Annotated in this window: 14 protein-coding genes; 10 read left to right on the plus strand and 4 right to left on the minus strand. The window is 48.4% G+C overall.

Going from position 1 to position 17249, the window contains the following annotated elements; translation table 11 throughout:
• Positions 1-15 precede the first annotated feature (15 nt).
• From KS4_RS02445 to KS4_RS02460, 4 genes are all read left to right on the plus strand, one after another.
• Positions 16-1038, plus strand: coding sequence for a diacylglycerol/lipid kinase family protein (locus KS4_RS02445; RefSeq protein WP_145074134.1), 1023 nt, complete (start codon positions 16-18; stop codon positions 1036-1038).
• Between the two features lie 248 nt (positions 1039-1286).
• Complete coding sequence (locus KS4_RS02450; RefSeq protein ID WP_145074137.1) at positions 1287-2051, plus strand: (Fe-S)-binding protein; 765 nt, start codon at positions 1287-1289, stop codon at positions 2049-2051.
• A 16-nt stretch (positions 2052-2067) separates the two neighbouring features.
• Complete coding sequence (locus KS4_RS02455) at positions 2068-3594, plus strand: LutB/LldF family L-lactate oxidation iron-sulfur protein (RefSeq protein WP_145074140.1); 1527 nt, start codon at positions 2068-2070, stop codon at positions 3592-3594.
• Positions 3594-4301 (plus strand): LutC/YkgG family protein, encoded by a 708-nt coding sequence (locus KS4_RS02460; RefSeq protein WP_145074143.1) that lies wholly within the window; start codon positions 3594-3596, stop codon positions 4299-4301. The genes KS4_RS02455 and KS4_RS02460 overlap by 1 nt, the downstream gene beginning before the upstream one ends.
• Positions 4302-4439: 138 nt before the next feature.
• Here KS4_RS02460 and KS4_RS02465 read toward each other — a convergent pair whose 3' ends face one another.
• Positions 4440-4895: a nucleoside deaminase gene (locus KS4_RS02465; protein WP_200761483.1), complete on the minus strand. Its 456-nt coding sequence runs from the start codon at positions 4893-4895 to the stop codon at positions 4440-4442.
• Between the two features lie 226 nt (positions 4896-5121).
• On the opposite strand from KS4_RS02465, the gene KS4_RS02470 reads away from it, so the two are divergent.
• On the plus strand, positions 5122-5511 hold the full coding sequence (locus KS4_RS02470; RefSeq protein ID WP_145074149.1) for a hypothetical protein: 390 nt from the start codon (positions 5122-5124) through the stop codon (positions 5509-5511).
• A gap of 37 nt (positions 5512-5548) precedes the next feature.
• Positions 5549-6922: a B12-binding domain-containing radical SAM protein gene (locus KS4_RS02475; RefSeq protein ID WP_200761484.1), complete on the plus strand. Its 1374-nt coding sequence runs from the start codon at positions 5549-5551 to the stop codon at positions 6920-6922.
• Positions 6923-6945: 23 nt separating this feature from the next.
• On the opposite strand, the gene KS4_RS02480 is transcribed toward KS4_RS02475, so the two are convergent.
• The gene (locus KS4_RS02480; protein WP_145074152.1) at positions 6946-8073 is read right to left on the minus strand and encodes an SO_0444 family Cu/Zn efflux transporter; all 1128 of its coding nucleotides are present in this window, start codon (positions 8071-8073) and stop codon (positions 6946-6948) included.
• A 423-nt stretch (positions 8074-8496) separates the two neighbouring features.
• On the opposite strand from KS4_RS02480, the gene KS4_RS02485 reads away from it, so the two are divergent.
• Positions 8497-9312, plus strand: a complete 816-nt coding sequence (locus KS4_RS02485; RefSeq protein ID WP_200761485.1) for a PEP-CTERM sorting domain-containing protein — start codon at positions 8497-8499, stop codon at positions 9310-9312.
• A 185-nt stretch (positions 9313-9497) separates the two neighbouring features.
• Here the strand turns inward: KS4_RS02485 and KS4_RS02490 are convergent, their stop codons facing one another.
• Entirely contained in the window at positions 9498-10931 is a 1434-nt protein-coding gene (locus tag KS4_RS02490; protein ID WP_145074158.1) for a sugar porter family MFS transporter, read from the minus strand.
• On the opposite strand from KS4_RS02490, the gene KS4_RS17980 reads away from it, so the two are divergent.
• The gene (locus KS4_RS17980) at positions 10896-11018 is read left to right on the plus strand and encodes a hypothetical protein (RefSeq protein WP_261341897.1); all 123 of its coding nucleotides are present in this window, start codon (positions 10896-10898) and stop codon (positions 11016-11018) included. The two genes, KS4_RS02490 and KS4_RS17980, sit on opposite strands and share 36 nt — an antisense overlap.
• Positions 11019-11299: 281 nt before the next feature.
• Positions 11300-12025, plus strand: coding sequence for an FkbM family methyltransferase (locus tag KS4_RS02495; protein WP_200761486.1), 726 nt, complete (start codon positions 11300-11302; stop codon positions 12023-12025).
• Positions 12026-12247: 222 nt separating this feature from the next.
• On the opposite strand, the gene KS4_RS02500 is transcribed toward KS4_RS02495, so the two are convergent.
• Positions 12248-12937 carry a MarC family protein gene (locus KS4_RS02500; RefSeq protein WP_145074163.1) on the minus strand — a complete coding sequence of 230 codons (690 nt, stop codon included), beginning with the start codon at positions 12935-12937 and terminating at the stop codon, positions 12248-12250.
• A 474-nt stretch (positions 12938-13411) separates the two neighbouring features.
• Here KS4_RS02500 and rpoB point away from each other — a divergent pair, with 474 nt between their 5' ends.
• Positions 13412-17212: a DNA-directed RNA polymerase subunit beta gene (rpoB, locus tag KS4_RS02505; RefSeq protein ID WP_145074166.1), complete on the plus strand. Its 3801-nt coding sequence runs from the start codon at positions 13412-13414 to the stop codon at positions 17210-17212.
• The last annotated feature ends 37 nt before the right edge of the window (positions 17213-17249 follow it).

Genomic DNA, 17249 nt, shown 5'->3' on the forward strand with positions numbered 1-17249 from the left:
GAGTAAAAAGGTCGTATGGCAGCGAAGATTGTTTACATTTTTGCGAATCCGTATAGTGGCAGCGGTGAGAACAAGCGGTATGTTGCGGAGTTGATTGGTGCGCTTGAAAAGTGCGGTGTTAAAGGAGAAGCGGTGTGGGATCTGCATGAGCGAAAGGCGATCTTGTCGGATAGGAAATTGGGAGAGCGGTGTGAGACGGTGGTGTCTGCGGGTGGTGATGGGTCGCTGGGTGATGTGGTGAATGAGTTAGCGGTGGGTGAGAATTTGGGGGATGTGAATGTGGCGATGTTGCCGATGGGGAATGAGAATCTGTTTGCGAGAGAGTTTGGGTTTACACGCGAAGCGGGGGCGATGGCTGAAGCGATTGCAAAGGGGGATTGCGTTCGAGTGGATATGGGATGGGTGATGCATCGAACGAATATTGGGAAAGATGAGCAGAGTAAGAAGGGAGATGGAAAGTATTTTACGTTGGTGCTTAGTGCGGGGTTTGATGCTGAGGTGATTCATGCGTTGGATCTTTGGCGGCGGGTGAAATCGGATCGTGGTGAGGAGAAAAAGAAGCGTGTGACGCGTTTGAGTTACGTGCCGATTGTGTTGAAGACGGTGTGGCGGTATGGGTGGCCCCGGATTGAGTTGCTGCCGGAGGAAGGGGGCGTGGTGAGGGGATGTTGCGCATTTGTGTTTGTATTGAAGCAGTATGCGGCGGGGTTGCCGATTGCGGGGGAGGTCGTCGCGGATGATGGGATGGTGGATTGGGTGGTGCTTGAGAAAGGGGGCGTGCTGCAGATGTTGCGGTATGTGTGGTGGATATGGCGAGATGTGCATATTGGGAAGCCGGGGGTGAGTTATGGTCGCAGTCGGCGATTAGTGTTGCGGGTTTGTGAAGGAGACAGTGTGAGACGTGAGGTTACGGCAGGGCAGAAGGTGGATGAACGACGAGTCGCGGTTGAGATCGACGGGGATGTGGGGGGATTTTTACCTGTTGAAGTTGAAGCTGAGCGGCGAGTGTTACGCGTGCTGGCTATGGGCTCGTCGTAAAGCGAAGCATAAGTTATTTATGAATATCTAGATATATCAATCGGCGTGGTGAGGTGGGGATCAACATAAGAGACATGAGTGGGGAGGGGCCTATTATTTAGCAATGAAATACAAAACAGTCATGAAGTGTGATATGATTTGAGTGATTATGGCAAATCATGGAAATTTGTGATTGCGGTTTTGGTTGTTGAGGGAGGGTGGCATGAGCAAGTTTTGGGTCAGCTTCGTGGTGTGGGGCAGGGTTTGATATGAAAGTAGCACTTTTTATTACATGTCTGACGGATAACTTTTACCCGCGCACAGGCATTGCGCTGGTGAAGATATTGGAGCACTTGGGATGCGAGGTTGTGTTTCCGGAGGAGCAAACGTGTTGTGGTCAGCCGATGTGGAACAATGGGTTTGCAGAAGAGACACGTGGATTGGCTAAGCGCATGATAGATGTGTTTGAGGGGTATGAGTATGTGGTGACGCCGTCGGGGTCATGTGCGGCAATGGTGCGGGATTATTATGAAGAGGCGTTTGAGGGCATGCCTGAGTGGCAGGCGAAGGCGAGAAATTTAGCAGAGCGGACGTATGAATTTATTGAGTTTTTGGTGAAGGTGGCGAAGATTGATTTGCGTGAGTTTGGTGCGAAGTGGGATGGGGATGTGACATATCATTATTCGTGTCACTTGCGAGGGATTGGGATGACGGATGAGGCGGTGCAGTTGCTGAAGCAGATTGAAGGGGTTAGGTACCATGAGCTTGAGAAGATGGAGCAGTGTTGTGGGTTTGGCGGCACGTTTGCGATGAAGTTTTCAGAGGTGAGTGGTGAGATGTCGCGTGATAAGGTGGGGTGTATTGAGAAGACCGGAGCGAAGGTTGTGGTGGTGAATGATGCAGGTTGCAGTATGAATATCGAGGGGACATGTCGGCGAGAGGGGGTTGATGTGAAATTTATGAGTTTGGCAGAGATCATTGCTGAGAGTTTGAGCTTGATGGATGATTCTGATCAGGTTGGGGCTAATGGTTGATTAGATTGGGATATTGATGTCGCGATTAGAAGATCAGAGAAATTTAAATGGTGATGGGCAGGCTGTGGACGGGCATGAGTTATTATTCCCGGAATTGCCTTATGAGGGGATGAAGAACCGGGTCAAGGGGGCGGTGAAGAATGTGCAGTTGCAGCAGTTTGTGAATAGTGCGACGTTGAAGAAGGATGTTGCCCGTAAGGCGATGATGGAGCAAACATTTGGTGCTAATGTACTCAAGGCTAAAGAGTTGGCGGGTGAGATCAAGCAGCACGCGTTGGACCATCTGGATTATTACCTTGAGCAGTTCATTGAAAATGCGGAGAAAAGTGGGGCTGTGGTTCATTTGGCCAAGGATGCAGAGCAGGCGAGAGAGATCGCATTGGCGATTGCGCGGCAAAATGGGTCGACGTTATGTGTGAAAAGTAAGAGTATGGTGACTGAGGAAGTACAGTTGCTTGATGCTTTTGAGGGAGCGGGTATTGAGACGGTTGAGACGGACTTGGGTGAGTTTATTTTGCAGCTGGATCATGATGCGCCGTCACATATTGTGACGCCAATGATTCATAAGAATAGGGTGTCGGTTGCGGAGGCATTTACGCGTGAGCTTGGCGCAGCGTATACAGAAAATCCTCAAGAGCTGACAACCATTGCGCGTGAACATTTGCGAAAGAAATTTGCGAAAGCAGATCTTGGGATGTCGGGTGGAAATTTTCTGATTGCAGAGACAGGTGGGGTTGTGATCTGTACAAATGAAGGGAACGGACGGCTTAGTACATCGGTTGCTAAAGTGCATATCGCGATGGTGGGGATCGAGAAGCTAATTCCACGGCAGGAACATCTTGGTGCGATGTTGAAAGTGCTTACGAGAAGTAGTACAGGGCAGCCACTCACATGTTATACGCATATTATGACAGGTCCTAAGCGAGAGTTAGAGGTAGATGGGCCGGAGCAGATGCATATTGTGTTGGTTGATAATGGCCGATGCAATGCGTTGGGTGAAGAGACAAGGGAGATGCTGCGGTGTATTCGCTGTGGTGCTTGTTTGAATACGTGTCCGGTGTATCGAAAGATTGGTGGGCATAGCTATGGTGCTGTTTATCCGGGGCCGATCGGTTCGATTTTAACACCGATGTTGAAGGGGATGGAGAACTATAAGGATTTGCCGAACGCGAGCTCGCTTTGCGGAGCGTGTTACGATGCGTGCCCAGTGCGGATAAATATACCGAAGCAGTTGATCCATCATCGTCGTGTGATGAATGAGCAGAAAATGAACAGTTGGGGTGAACGATTGATGATGAAGGGGTGGACGATCGCGTATAGCAGTAAGACTGGTTATTTGTTGAGTAATCGTTTGCAGCGGATGATGAGTCGATTGATTGCAAGGCAGAAAGAGGGAGGGGGGAAGTATGTTGATCGTGGTTGGGTGAAGAGAATGAGAGGGCCGTTGAAAGGGTGGACGGATCAGAAGGATTTGCCGACGCCGCCGAGCCGCCAATTCAGGGATTGGTGGTCACGTGATCATGATTCAAAGGGAGATGAGTGATGCATATGAATCAAAAATTGGGTGAAGAAAAAAGTGTATTTCTTAAGCGCATCACGAAGTCACTTGGGTACGAGAAGGCCAGTGTACCGAAGAATGTGCCGGGAGTTGATGAGGCTGTGTTTCGATTACTTGAAGAAGATGCGGATCTGCTCGCACGATTCAAACAAGGTGCGGAGGTTGTTGGGATGCTTGTGACTGTTTGCGAGCAGGATGAGGTGAAAGATGTGTTCAGGCGATTATGTGAAAAGTATCAGGCGAAGAAAGTGATACGTGGATGGGGAAAGAAACTGGATGATTTGGGTTTGGAAACTGTGATTGATGATGCAGGCGCAGTGTTGTATGTGCCGGCGGATGGGGTGTGCAATTTTGAGGGGCAGTATGATGCGGAGATTGGTGTAACAGATGTTACTGCAGCGCTTGCTGAAACAGGAACACTTGTCATTGAGAGTGGGAAGGATGGTGGTGGCGGCGGTGGACGTGGAGCCAGCTTGGTGCCGGAATGTCATGTTGCCATTGTGCGTGAATGCGACCTTGTGGCTGACATGATCGATTATTGGGCAAGGTTTAAAGGTATTGAAGGAAATGACCAACCCAGCTCGAAGGTATTTATAACCGGGCCAAGCAAGACGGCAGATATTGAAGGTGTATTGATTACAGGTGTACACGGGCCTCGTGAGGTGGAGATTGTTGTCGTGAAGGGGATGTGATGGATGGCGATAGTTATCTGAGCTGATTGATGAAAGTGATTATTAAATTTCTTGATGATCATGTCAGCCTCTTTGTGTCATGTTTGATATTATGCCACATGTGATAAAAAATGGTTGTGGGATATATGATTTTTTTGGCTAATTGTTCGGGTGTTCATGCCCCTCTATGACGGCCCACTTCTTTGGATTTTCGTCGATCCATGTCTGAAGCATATCGATACATGATGGGTCGTTGAGTATTTCGAAAGAGATTTGATGTCGAGATAACGTGTTGCGTGCGCCGGGTACGGTAGTGTCATCGCCAATGATAATGCGTGGGATCTGATAGAAGGTGATGAGGCCGGAGCACATCAGGCATGGCGAGAGGGTGGTGGCGAGTGTGAAAGATTGCCAATCATTGCGGATGCCAGCAGTGCGTGCGGCGCACATTTCTGCATGAGCTGTAGGGTCCTTGGTCTGAAAGATAAGATTGTGTCCTTTGCCAACGATATGTCCTTGGGCGTCCATGATTGCGGAGCCGATGGGTACGCCACCTTCTGTCAGTCCTTTGCGAGCTTCTTTGATCGCAACATCAAGTAGATCGTGTTCAGTCATCATTTCATTATCCTCGGTGTGGCTACTTTAAGTGCATTCTATAACGCAGTTTGTGGCTGTATGTAGGGGATTATGCTTGTTTAAGTTTATGAAAAAATGATTAAGAGTATTGTAAGTGAATACTTATTCTGTTAATGTAAGTAAAAATATACAAAACGTGCTGGCTTTGTTGATTGTCCATTTATTAGCCGCATGAGTAAAAACGAAAGTGTGAAGGAGCGATGTAATGGTTGAGGTGAATCTAATTTTTGGCTGGGCGTGGGTGATGGTTGGCATTTTTACTGGCGCAGTGATCGGTATGTTTTTTGCACGGGAAGACTTCATGGGTGGGTACGGTAGTTGGCGGAGGCGGATGGTGCGCCTTGGACATATCGCATTTATGGGTATGGCTGCAGTGAATATTGGTTTTGCTTTAACGGTAAAAGTTTTTGGCGTTTCTGGGTGGGGTATCAATATAAGTGGCGCGTCCCTGATCATCGGGGGGATTGGGATGCCTGTGATCTGTTTACTGTCTGCGTGGAGGAAAAGTTGGCGGCATGCTTTTGCCTTACCTGTGAGCATGTTGCTTATTGGGATTGGCAGCCTGCTTCTATGGCTTGTCGTGGCAATCTATTGAATCGAGCATATTAATGATCATTCCGAGGATATGAGACATGATGAAACAAAAGGCACAAAAACAACTAAGAGTCGGCTTAATTGCGATGAGTGGTGTGCGGGCGTGTGACCGTGAGTTGTTGGCATTGGGGCTGACGTTGCCGGGATTTGTAGAAAGAAGCGAGACGATTGCATCGTTGCCAAGTTTGGGGCTTATAACGCTTGCAAGCTTATCACCCGATTGGTGCGAGGTGAGTTATCACGAAGTTGATCAAATCGATGATTGGTCGTTGGATGAAATGGATTCGTTTGATGTGATCGCAATCTCGACTTTTACTGCTCAAGTGAAAGAAGCATACGTGTTATGCGAGCGGTTGAAAAATCACGGTGTTCAGTATGTTGTGATGGGTGGATTGCATGCAACATCATTGCCAGACGAGGCGTTGCAGTTTTGTGATTCAGTAATTGTGGGTGAGGGAGAGCTGGTCTGGAAGCAGATGTTGGTTGATGCCCGAGATCGTTGCTTAAAATCAAAATACCGCGCATCTCAACCATTTGATCTCGCTGACGCGCCTATGCCTGCTTATGAACTACTCGATATTCAGCGATACAATCGCCTGACTGTGCAGACTTCTAGAGGATGTCCTTTTAAGTGTGAGTTTTGTGCAAGCTCGATTCTTTTAACGGATAAATACAAACAAAAACCAATGGAAAAGGTGCTCGCAGAGGTTGATAAGATTTGCGAGTTATGGAAGCGTCCATTTATCGAGTTTGCTGATGATAATAGTTTTGTAAATCGAGGGTATTGGAAGAAACTGCTTCCTGAATTGGCAAAACGTAAGGTGAAGTGGTTTACGGAAACGGATTTGAGTGTTGCATGGGATGATGAGCTGCTGGATTTGATGCGTATGAGTGGTTGTGCGGAAGTTCTTATTGGTTTGGAAAGCCCATCTATAGACGGTCTAAATGGCTTGGAAACCAAGGGCAATTGGAAAGCAAAACAATTAGGACGATATCAAGAGGGCATTACCAAGATTCAGAGTGCCGGCATACGCGTGAATGGCTGTTTTATTCTTGGGCTTGATGGCCATGATGTTGGGATATTTGATCGTGTGCTTGCTTTTGCAGATAAGTTGGAGCTGTATGATGTGCAAGTCACATATCTGACTCCATTCCCTGGCACACCGCTCTATTCAAGGCTTAGGCGTGAGGGCAGATTGCTTGAAGAGAATGCATGGGAGCGCTGTACCCTTTTTGATATTACATATCAGCCAAAAGGGATGAGTTGTGAACAGTTGCGTGCAGGTTTTCATCAACTCGTGAAAGAGCTGTATAGCGAAGAGAATACATCGTTACGCAGAGATCGATTTAAGCACAAGTATCGGCAAGCATCAAGATCAAGGCTGCGCAATGTGTCTCATCTCAAGGTTTGAAAATAATGAGCGAGGTGTTTACTTCAAGAACTGCAGCATGAGGTTGTGACGCGTTTGCTGAAAATCGGTTTGATTAATGGCAATGTTGCAAGTGTGAGTAGAAGCAATGAACCGATCGCGATCGGTACCGGGATAATATTATGCGAACTGCTTAATTCCGCAGTGATATTGATATTGAGGATGCCGATGAAGTAGTCGGTTAGTAGGCCTGCACCCAGTGAACAGACTGCAATGGATCCTAAATAAATAATCGTTGCGATCGTGCCAATCTCTCGGCGAATAATCGCAAGCGATCCGATATTTGTAGCTGGCCCAGCTAGCAAAAACACTAACGCAGTGCCTGGCGAAACGCCGGCTAGTAGCATGGCGGCTGCGAGTGGTGTCGATGCTGTAGCGCAAATGTATAGCGGTACGCCAACAATCAGCATCAGAAGCATGGGCATGATGCCTGATCCGACTTCAGTTAGTTTTTCAGGTGGGATGAAAGTCTGAACTGAAGCTGCAATGACAATGCCCACGATTAGCCAAAAAGCGAGATCACGATACAAATCGACAAATGCATAGCGGAATACTTTGACGATCCAGCCTTTGACGCCATTGTTCCTAGCGTCTGCATCTTGTGATTCGACGCAGCATGTTGTTGGTTGTTGGGCTTCTTTGCTGCAACTAATGTCAGAGCTGGAGCAGCACAAAGAGTTTTCATTACCAGCGACCGTTACTGTTTGCGATTCTTTTACAGGTTCTTCTTTGGCAAGGTACTCGGTGAGTACACCTGCTGTTATGGCGGTCGTGATGGCTGCGATTGGGCGAACCAATGTCATAAATGGCCCGAGCAATGCATAACTCACAGCGATTGAATCCAAACCGTTTTCAGGCGTTGCAATCAGAAAGGACGTTGTTGAGCCACGCGATGCGCCCGATCGGCGTAATGTGACAGCGGCAGGTAATACTGAACATGAACACAAGGGCAGTGGCGTCCCCAGGACAGCTGCCCTGGTGATCGAGAATATGCCTCGTCCTGCAAAACATCGCTGTAGCAGGTTGGTAGGCAAGGCAAACTTAATTAATGATGCGACTAGCAATCCCAAAATCAGCCAAGGTGCAGCGTCTAAAGATAAGTCGTATAGATTTCTAGCGTACTCAAGCAACATTGGTTTCTCGCTTTCTGGTGGGCATTATAAGTAATGATGGGGGAATTAAACAAATTCGCACCAAAAAGGTGGTAATTGGGGTTTTGTAGTTGTAACCCATGGTAGGGAAGGCAAAAAGGCTTATAAAAATGTCAAAATAAATAAGGCAACAGTTGCACATGTGTTATTTAGGTGATATAAATAAATATGAAGCATTGATATGCCTGATTGCCTATTAAGTGTTCGTGCTTTCATGTTTATATTTTTTACCGAAGTTATTAATCAGATTTATTTAACATATGTTGCAGCAATCCGTTCGGATTTTCTGTGTCGGCTATCGTTTTAATTACATTGAGATTTTGGATCATTTCAGAGAATTACCGGAAAGGGAAAGTCATGAGAAACGTTTGTAAAATATTAGGTGTAGTAACAATCAGTTCATTGATGATAAGTTATGCTTCAGCAGCAACACTTGGTGCGGGCGAAACTATTTTTGTTGATGTGCAAAGTGGACGCGAGAATCCAGATGGCTCAGTCTATGATTTTGGTGATTACACAGGTGTAATCGGCGGAGTTCACTACAACGACGTACCAATGTACATCGATGATGGTGGCACGGATACTTTGACGACTGCCTATGTTGGCACCATCGTCGATGGTATGGTGACATCGACTGGGACAGTAACAGATGTTGATCTAGTGACACGTGAAGATTTTTTAAATCAAACTGTTGAGGTCGTGAACCTCGATGGCACGGTTACTGTTACAGATAACCTACTCTATGCGAATGGAAGTAATCAAGGTGTTTCTGATAGTACCAGTTGGTTTACAGATACGGCAGCTAAAGACATGTGGCAGGCATCTGGCTGGGATAACAATGCCGACCAAAATGAACAGAACAGTGTCGAAGTTGCATTTACAGGTCTTGTAGCTGGCGCGCTTTATGATCTGAAGACATTCCATGCAACGAAGTTCTCCCACAGCACAACAGGTAACTCGCGTGATTTCCGTGTTATTGCCAATGGCATTGAGGTGTTGGATAACGCTGCGAATGGTGCATTGGTCGAATTCGATTCAATTGCAGCGGATCAAAATGGTGAGATCGTCGTTTCTGTTAAGGGTGGTGATTTCTATCCTAATGGTACAAGGAACTATATCTATCTCAATGCGATGTCGTTGAGTGGTGTGTTGATCCCAGAGCCAGCGAGTCTTGCATTGCTTGGCCTTGGCGGCTTGGCGATGCTTCGCCGCAGGTCGTAATCTTGATTTGATTAGGATTGAAGCTGTAATAATTGGCAGATTACACACTGAAAACAGATAGCAAAAGGCTGCAATCATATGGTTGCAGCCTTTTGCTATATCAGGTATTTGTCGAGTTCAGAAGGTGTAAACGAAAACCTATTATGCCTATTTGCCTATTGAGACTGGGGTTCCAATTAGGCAAATCAGAGTTGCATTTCCTCCAGTTGCTTGCCTTTTGTTTCACGGATCCAGATAAGCACAAAAATGAGCGATATCAGTGCGAAAAGTGTGTAGATTGCATACGAACCAGATAATCCCAGAACGGCAAGCATGGGAGGGAATGTCAGTGTGATCACAAAGTTGGCTAACCATTGTGCTGCTGCGCCCACAGATAATGCTGCGGCTCGAATCCTGTTTGGGAACATTTCGCCAAGAAGCACCCAAACTACGGGGCCCCAAGACACGCCAAAGAAAAATACAAACAAATTGATCACAGTTAACCCAACAATAGCCTGATTGCTTGTCAGCATCAGGTTTCCATCTTTGTCCATGTCTGCCAAAGAAAAGATAACGGTCAGGATCGCGAGATTGACGAACATCCCAATTGATCCCGCTGCCAGTAGTGGCTTTCGTCCAACCTTATCTATCAACAAGATAGCCACAATTGTTGCCGACACATTCACAGCCCCAGAAAGCAGGTTAGTTTGTAGAGCCTGCGCTTCCGTAAAGCCTGCTGCCTCCCACAAGTACGCCCCGTAATAAATCACGACATTGATGCCCACGAATTGCTGGAAAATAGATAAAACAATACCAATCCAAACGATGCTGTGGATGCGTTTAGATTTGTCGTGTATCAAATCTTTAAAAGAAGGTTGTTTGTTTGTTTTTAAGGTTTCTTTGACCTGTTCAACAAGCAGATGTACGTTACCGCCGCGAGTTTTGAGGAAGATTGATTTCGCGCGTTCATGATAACCTTTGGCTACCAAATGTCGCGGCGATTCCGGTATTAATATCGCGCCAATAAAAAACACAATCGATGGTACCGCTTCCATCCAAAACATCCATCGCCATGCTGCAAATCCGAGCAACCAAGTATTGATTGCATTTCCTGCGGAATGCGCGATTAGATAGTTTGTCAGAAATGCCGCAAATATGCCCAATACAATCGCCAGTTGTTGCAGCGATCCGAGGCCACCACGAATATGCTTCGGCGCAATTTCTGCGATATATGCTGGAGAAATCACGGATGCTGCACCAACTGCAAGGCCGCCTAATATGCGAGCGGCAACAAAAAATTCTGAAGTATTTGCAATGCCTGAACCAATCGCTGAAAGCATGAATGCAACCGCGGTGACGATCATCGTCGGTTTGCGGCCAAACCGATTTGCGCATGTCCCAGCTAGCAATGCGCCAAACACGCACCCCAGTAAAATCGAAGCAACATTAAAACCTGTGCCTACATTCGTCGATTTAAACGCAGTTTGCAGGGCAGGGATTGTGCCATTAATCACGCCAGAATCATAGCCAAACAGAAACCCGCCCACCGCAGCCACGCAAGATAAGGTGATCACATAAAGAATGTTGCCTTGCTCGATTTCGCCATGGCTATGATTGCTTTTATTGGATGCTTCGTTCATACACGCACACCTGTTAAGAAAAAGGAAGGCTACAAGTTGAAGATCGGCATAGCTGGTGCGATGAATGATGTTATTTGGGTGAAGTGAGGTAAAGCTGGATGTGAAGCAGGGAGAGTGTCTAATGGTGAATGAGTAAGTGGTTGGCCAAGTTATTGGGAACACGAATTATTTACAGTCAATGAGTAATTGGTAGAATGAGACCAGTCATGTCATGGGTAATTTTGGTTTGTTGCCCTGTGTAATGAGCATATGTTAGCCGTAGCAGATTTACGACCTATCAACAGTCTTATCGTGCGGAATATATGAGAATAAAACGAGCAATCCAAGAATATCTTTGGCATCAACGTACCTATCTGCTCTATGCGAAATTGAGCCAGTATTACAACCTGTCGCAAACCATCTTTATTATGCTTAGGGCAGCGATTGCGTTTTGGGACTATAAAATCCATGTGCCGGGTTATGACGTGCCATTTCTAATCCGCGCGAAACAATCAGATTGGGATGTATTCAAGCAAATTATTCTCAGCATGGAACTTGATCATCTTAATGCGCCTTCGCCCGGCTCACTGATAATTGATGCAGGTGCTAATATCGGAATTTCAACCGCTTACCTCTCCAGACGCTATCCAGACAATACGATTATTGCGATTGAACCAAGCAATGAAAATCTTGTTTTGTTACGTGAGCACTGCAAGGGGTTAAGTAATGTTGTCATCATCGAGGGCGGGCTTTGGGGGGCTGATGCATGGCTAGAAATTTATAACCCCGATGCGAAATCTTGGTCATTCCGCGTAAAAGAAGTGAAAGAAAACTCGAATCAGGCAATGCTAGGTATGCGTATCGACACCATCATGAAAAAGCAAAATGCAGAGAAAATCGGCATTTTGAAAATGGATATCGAAGGCTCGGAGTGTGACGTGTTCAGCCGTGGTGTAGAAAAATGGTTGCCACAAGTTGAGCAGATTGTTGTTGAACTGCATGGCGAGGAAGCTGAGGGTATTGTGACTAACGCAATCTCAGACGAATTTACGGTAGATCGAAAAGGCGAGAAAATGCACTACCAACGGAAAGTCCTTTCCGCAGTTGAAACTTAGTACCCTTTTTTTAACACCTTTCTCCTAATGTATGCTGTAAATCCACTATCAAAAACCTGTGCAAGCTCTGATGAGTGTAATGGGTGATGTCATTGCTTTTAGCTTCAGCGAGTGATATCTAAATTACAGGCATACGTATATTTGGCAACTAAATAGTGATCAAATCTGTATCTCGTATTTGAGATCGCACCTAATCATAAGATAGTTGCTGCCGAAGTGATTTTATTCGTTTAGCGTGATCGCTTCGTCCGCTTGCTTGATATGAATTAAACCATCAGTCACTTCCGAGAATCCGACAAGTATAAACTGTACAGCCATCGCCACGAGAATCAGGCCAAGTAGTCTTGAGCAAATTTCCATCCCCAATCCACCGAGTACGCGCTTGATAGCCGACGACATGAGCAGGATCAGGACCGTGACTCCCGCCACAGCAAAGATGGCTGAGGTGCCCGCGATGCGAGTTGGGATTGTGCTGGGGTATTGCGATGACAAGATGATCGCTGTTGCGACCGATCCCGGCCCGACAAAGATCGGAAATACTAATGGGATAAATATGGTCTGGAATCGAGAGGCCGCCATCCGCATCGCTGATTTCCGCGCCGCCGGGGCCTTTGGATGAGCCGCATCAGAATGAACCTCCCAAAGCATCTTGATCCCGGTCAACAGCAAAATGATTCCCCCCGCAATCCGAAATGCAGGCAACGACACATCGAAAAATCTCAATACCTCGTTCCCTGCTAAGTAAAATGTTCCCAGCCCCAAAAAAATAAACAGCCCCATCAGTAGTGCAATCCCGTTCCGCACCCGCGGTGGGTCGTTACCTGTCGCTTCCACGAATATGGGCAAACACCCGATCGGGTTCACAATCGAAAACAGTGTTATAAAGAAGATTGCAAAATGCTGCGTATGCATAGTTGGCTCCGCACCGCTTCCCCTTGCCGGGTCCCCATCTGAAATCTGATCGGTCAGCCGCGCAAAAAAAAATAGTCAGGCTCCCCCTCTTTGTGCATAAAAGCGGTACGGGAAAATCCGTAATTGAAATGGAAATTAGTTCTGAGTGCCTGCAAATAAAAGAGTTAAGTGCCACAGTCTGCCGAAAGTGGGTTGGCTGGGGGCACACGGTGGATAAATGTTGGGGAAAGCGATGGACTTGTGCAATAAGCTCGGTAACTATAAAACATTAGGTAATTAGAACGAAGGCGCGAAGCTCGCGCAGGCAAAATCCATACCAAATTTAAACGTTTGGAGAAGGTTGTGTCTGTCGAGCTTGTGGGTATGTATACATGGGTGTATACTGTTTCGTTCGCGGCGTGGAACCGGTACTGATCTGGGCTTGTAAAACCCTCCACAGTATGAACTTAGAGATCTCTTAAGCCGAGGATATCGATGCAGCTAAACTCTGTGCGCGATTACTCCAAGCGCGGCGATGCTCTTCCCATTCCAAATCTCGTTCGAGTGCAGCAGGCTGCATATGAGCGTTTTTTGCAGAAAAAAGAGGAAGATCAGAGCGAGCGCGATAAGAACATGGGCCTGGAAGGACTTCTTAATGAGGTGTTTCCAATTATTTCGTATGACGGGAATATGCAGCTTGAGTACTTGTACTACAAGCTTGATGAGCCCCGATACACTTCGGATGAGTGTCGTGAGTTAAGGCTCACGTACGGAATGCCATTCCGTGTTGGTGTCCGTCTTGTGCGCAAGGATGTGCCCGAGATTCCCGAAGAAGAAATTTACCTGGGCGAAATCCCGGTCATGATGGGGGGCGGTGAGTTCATCATCAATGGTGCTGAACGCGTCATCGTCAACCAATTGCACCGATCGCCTGGTGTTGACTTCTCCATCGCTTCTGCCGAAGCTGACCGCCCACTCCATTCAGCCCGTATCATTCCTGAACGCGGCTCATGGATCGAGCTTGAAGTCACCAAAAAAGACGTCCTCACGATGAGGATTGACCAGTCGACCAAGATTCCAGCCACGACTTTCTTGCGTGCGCTGGATGAGAAGTACTCGACGACCGACTCACTTCTTAAGCTCTTCTACAATGTCGAGACGATCAACGTCACCGACCTGAAGCCCGAACATTATGTCGCGGCTGCGGTCATCGACACCGACACCGGCGAGGAAATTCTCCCCGTCTGTGCTCAGGTTGGCGAAGCCGTCGAGCGAATCCTCGGCTCAGCCCTCAAGAAGATATCAGTGGTCTCCAATGCCTCTGATATGCTCATCCTCAACACGATCGCTGAGGAAAAGCAGGCACAGGTCGATCTTCAGGTCAACGAGCACGAAGCGGCGCTTCTCGCCCTTTACGCCCGTCTCCGCCCCGGCAATCCGCCGCAGGTCGACAAAGCGAAGCAACTCTTCGAAGAGAAATTCCTCGATGACAACCGCTACCGTCTCGGTAAGGTTGGACGCTTCCGTATCAACCGTAAATTCAATCTTGATGTTGACGAGAACATCATGCAGATCCGTGGCGACGACTTCCTTGAAGTCATCAAATACATGCTTGATCTGCGTTCAAATCGCAACAAAGCCCACATCGACGACATCGACCACCTTGGCAACCGTCGTCTCCGCACCCTCGACGAATTAGCTGTCGAAGAAATGCGTAAGGGCTTCCTCAAGCTCCGCCGTACCGTGCAGGAGCGTATGTCGGTTAAAGACCCTGACGAGCTGTCAAAGATCGCTGATCTGATCAACAGCAAGTCCATCAGTTCCGCCATCGACCATTTCTTTGGCCGCGGCGAACTCTCTCAGGTCGTTGACCAAACCAACACGCTCTCGATGCTCACCCACGAGCGTCGTCTCTCCGCTCTCGGACCCGGTGGTCTGAACCGTAAACGTGCTGGCTTTGAAGTCCGCGACGTTCACATCTCCCACTACGGCCGCGTCTGCCCGATTGAAACACCTGAAGGCACGAACATCGGTCTCATCTGTTCACTCGGCATCTACAGCCGCGTCGACCAGTACGGCTTCCTTCTCACACCTTATCGCAAGGTTGAAGGCGGCAAGATGATCGAAGGCGAAAAGGGTATCGAATACCTCAGAGCCGACGAAGAGATGAAGATCACCATCGCGCCGACCGACTCCATCAACCCCGATGGTACGCTCGTTAAGGGCAACGTCCTCGCACGTGTTGACGGCGAAGTCGCTCAGGTTTCCTCCAAGCAACTCGACTACGTCGACGTCTCGCCTAAGCAGATTGTCGGTGTCTCAGCTGCTCTGATTCCATTCCTCGAACACGACGACGCGAACCGCGCTCTCATGGGTTCGAACATGCAACGCCAGGCTGTGCCCCTGATTAAGGCACAAGCTCCATGCGTCGCGACAGGTATGGAAATGGAGATTCCGAAGTACTCCGGTATGGTCGTCCGTGCGAAGAACGCCGGCACCGTGACCTATGTCGATGCGAAAATGATCGTGATCGACAACGCTGATGAGTATGAACTCCGCAAGTTCGTTGGCCTCAATGAGCGTACCTGTCAAAACCAAAAACCAATCGTCCGTTTGGGCGACTGGGTTGAAGAAGATCAGATCATCGCCGACGGCGCAGGCACCGACAAGGGTGAACTCGCACTCGGCAAGAACTGCCTCATCGCCTTCAACACATTCGACGGTTACAACTACGAGGACGCGATCGTCATCAGCGAACGCCTCGTTAAGGACGACGTCTTCACATCGATCCATATCGATGAATTCGAAGTCGAAATCCGTGAAACCAAGCTCGGCCGCGAAGAGTTCACTTGCGACATCCCCAATGTCTCAGAAAAACAACTCTCTCGTCTCGACGAGAACGGCATCATCCGCATCGGCTCTCACGTTAAACCTAGCGACATCCTCGTCGGTAAGGTTTCACCAAAGAGCAAGAGCGAGCTGACCCCAGAAGAAAAACTCCTCCACGCCATCTTTGGCCGTGCAGGTGAAGACGTTAAAAACGATTCTCTCGAAGTCCCCGCAGGCACCGACGGCATCGTCATCGGCGCTAAACGCTTTAGCCGTCGTATGCACCTCAACGACGATCAGAAAAAATCGCTCAAGCGTGAGATGCGTGACTACGAAATGCACATGGACGAACGTGCAGCCGAACTCTTCCGCCAGATGGTCGAGAAGGTCAACGAAACGACGGGTACGCCAATGGTTGACCCATCGACTCGTCAGAAAGCTGCCGCTTCCGACATCACCGAGATCATTCTCGAGCAGATCGAATCGTTCAACGTGAAATGGATCAAGGGTTCCAAGGATGTGATGGAAGAAGCCATTAAGGTACACAAAGCCTTTTGGCCTCGTATCCAGTCCATTGAGAAGGAAAAACAACGCCGTCTCGCTCACATGAAGCGCGGCGACGAGTTGCCTTCAGGCGTCCTCGAAATGGTCAAAATCTACATCGCCACCAAACGCCCACTCTCAGTCGGCGACAAAATGGCGGGTCGTCACGGTAACAAGGGTGTTATCGCCCGTATCGTCCCGATCGAAGATATGCCATTCATGGACGACGGCACACCTGTCGATGTCCTGCTCAACCCACTCGGCGTGCCTTCCCGCATGAACGTCGGACAGATCCTCGAGACACACCTCGGCTGGGCCTGCTCCGTCCTCGGATTCCAAGCTCGAACGCCTGTCTTCGACGGTGCAACCGAGGGTGAAATCTGGGAAGCACTCAGAGAAGCTAACGAGTACTGTGACCGTCGATGGGCCGACACCGCCGCCGCTGGTGGTGCTCCCGGCGACCGCGAACTGCTCGCTAAGATGCCTCAGGAAGCGAAGATTCAACTTCATGACGGCCGCACCGGTGAACCTTTTGATGAAAAGACCACCGTTGGCTACATGTACCTGCTGAAACTTCACCACCTCGTTGACGACAAGATTCACGCCCGTGCAACCGGCCCATACTCGCTCATCACCCAGCAACCGCTCGGTGGTAAAGCTCGTACCGGTGGCCAGCGATTCGGCGAGATGGAAGTCTGGGCCCTCGAAGCCTACGGCGCAGCATACATCCTTCAGGAACTGCTCACCGTTAAGTCCGACGACGTCGAAGGCCGCACCAAGATCTACGAATCAATGGTCAAAGGCACGAACAGACTCGAAGCGGGCATGCCCGTTGCGTTTGACGTCCTCTGTAACGAAGTCAAAGGCCTCGGCCTCAACATCGGTCTCGAAAAAGCTGAACTCGAAGGCGGTTCGATCTTCTAATCAACCCCTGCAGCCGCCGAATAGGCGGCTGTTTACC

This window comes from Poriferisphaera corsica (assembly GCF_007747445.1).
GTDB classification, from domain to species: domain Bacteria; phylum Planctomycetota; class Phycisphaerae; order Phycisphaerales; family Phycisphaeraceae; genus Poriferisphaera; species Poriferisphaera corsica.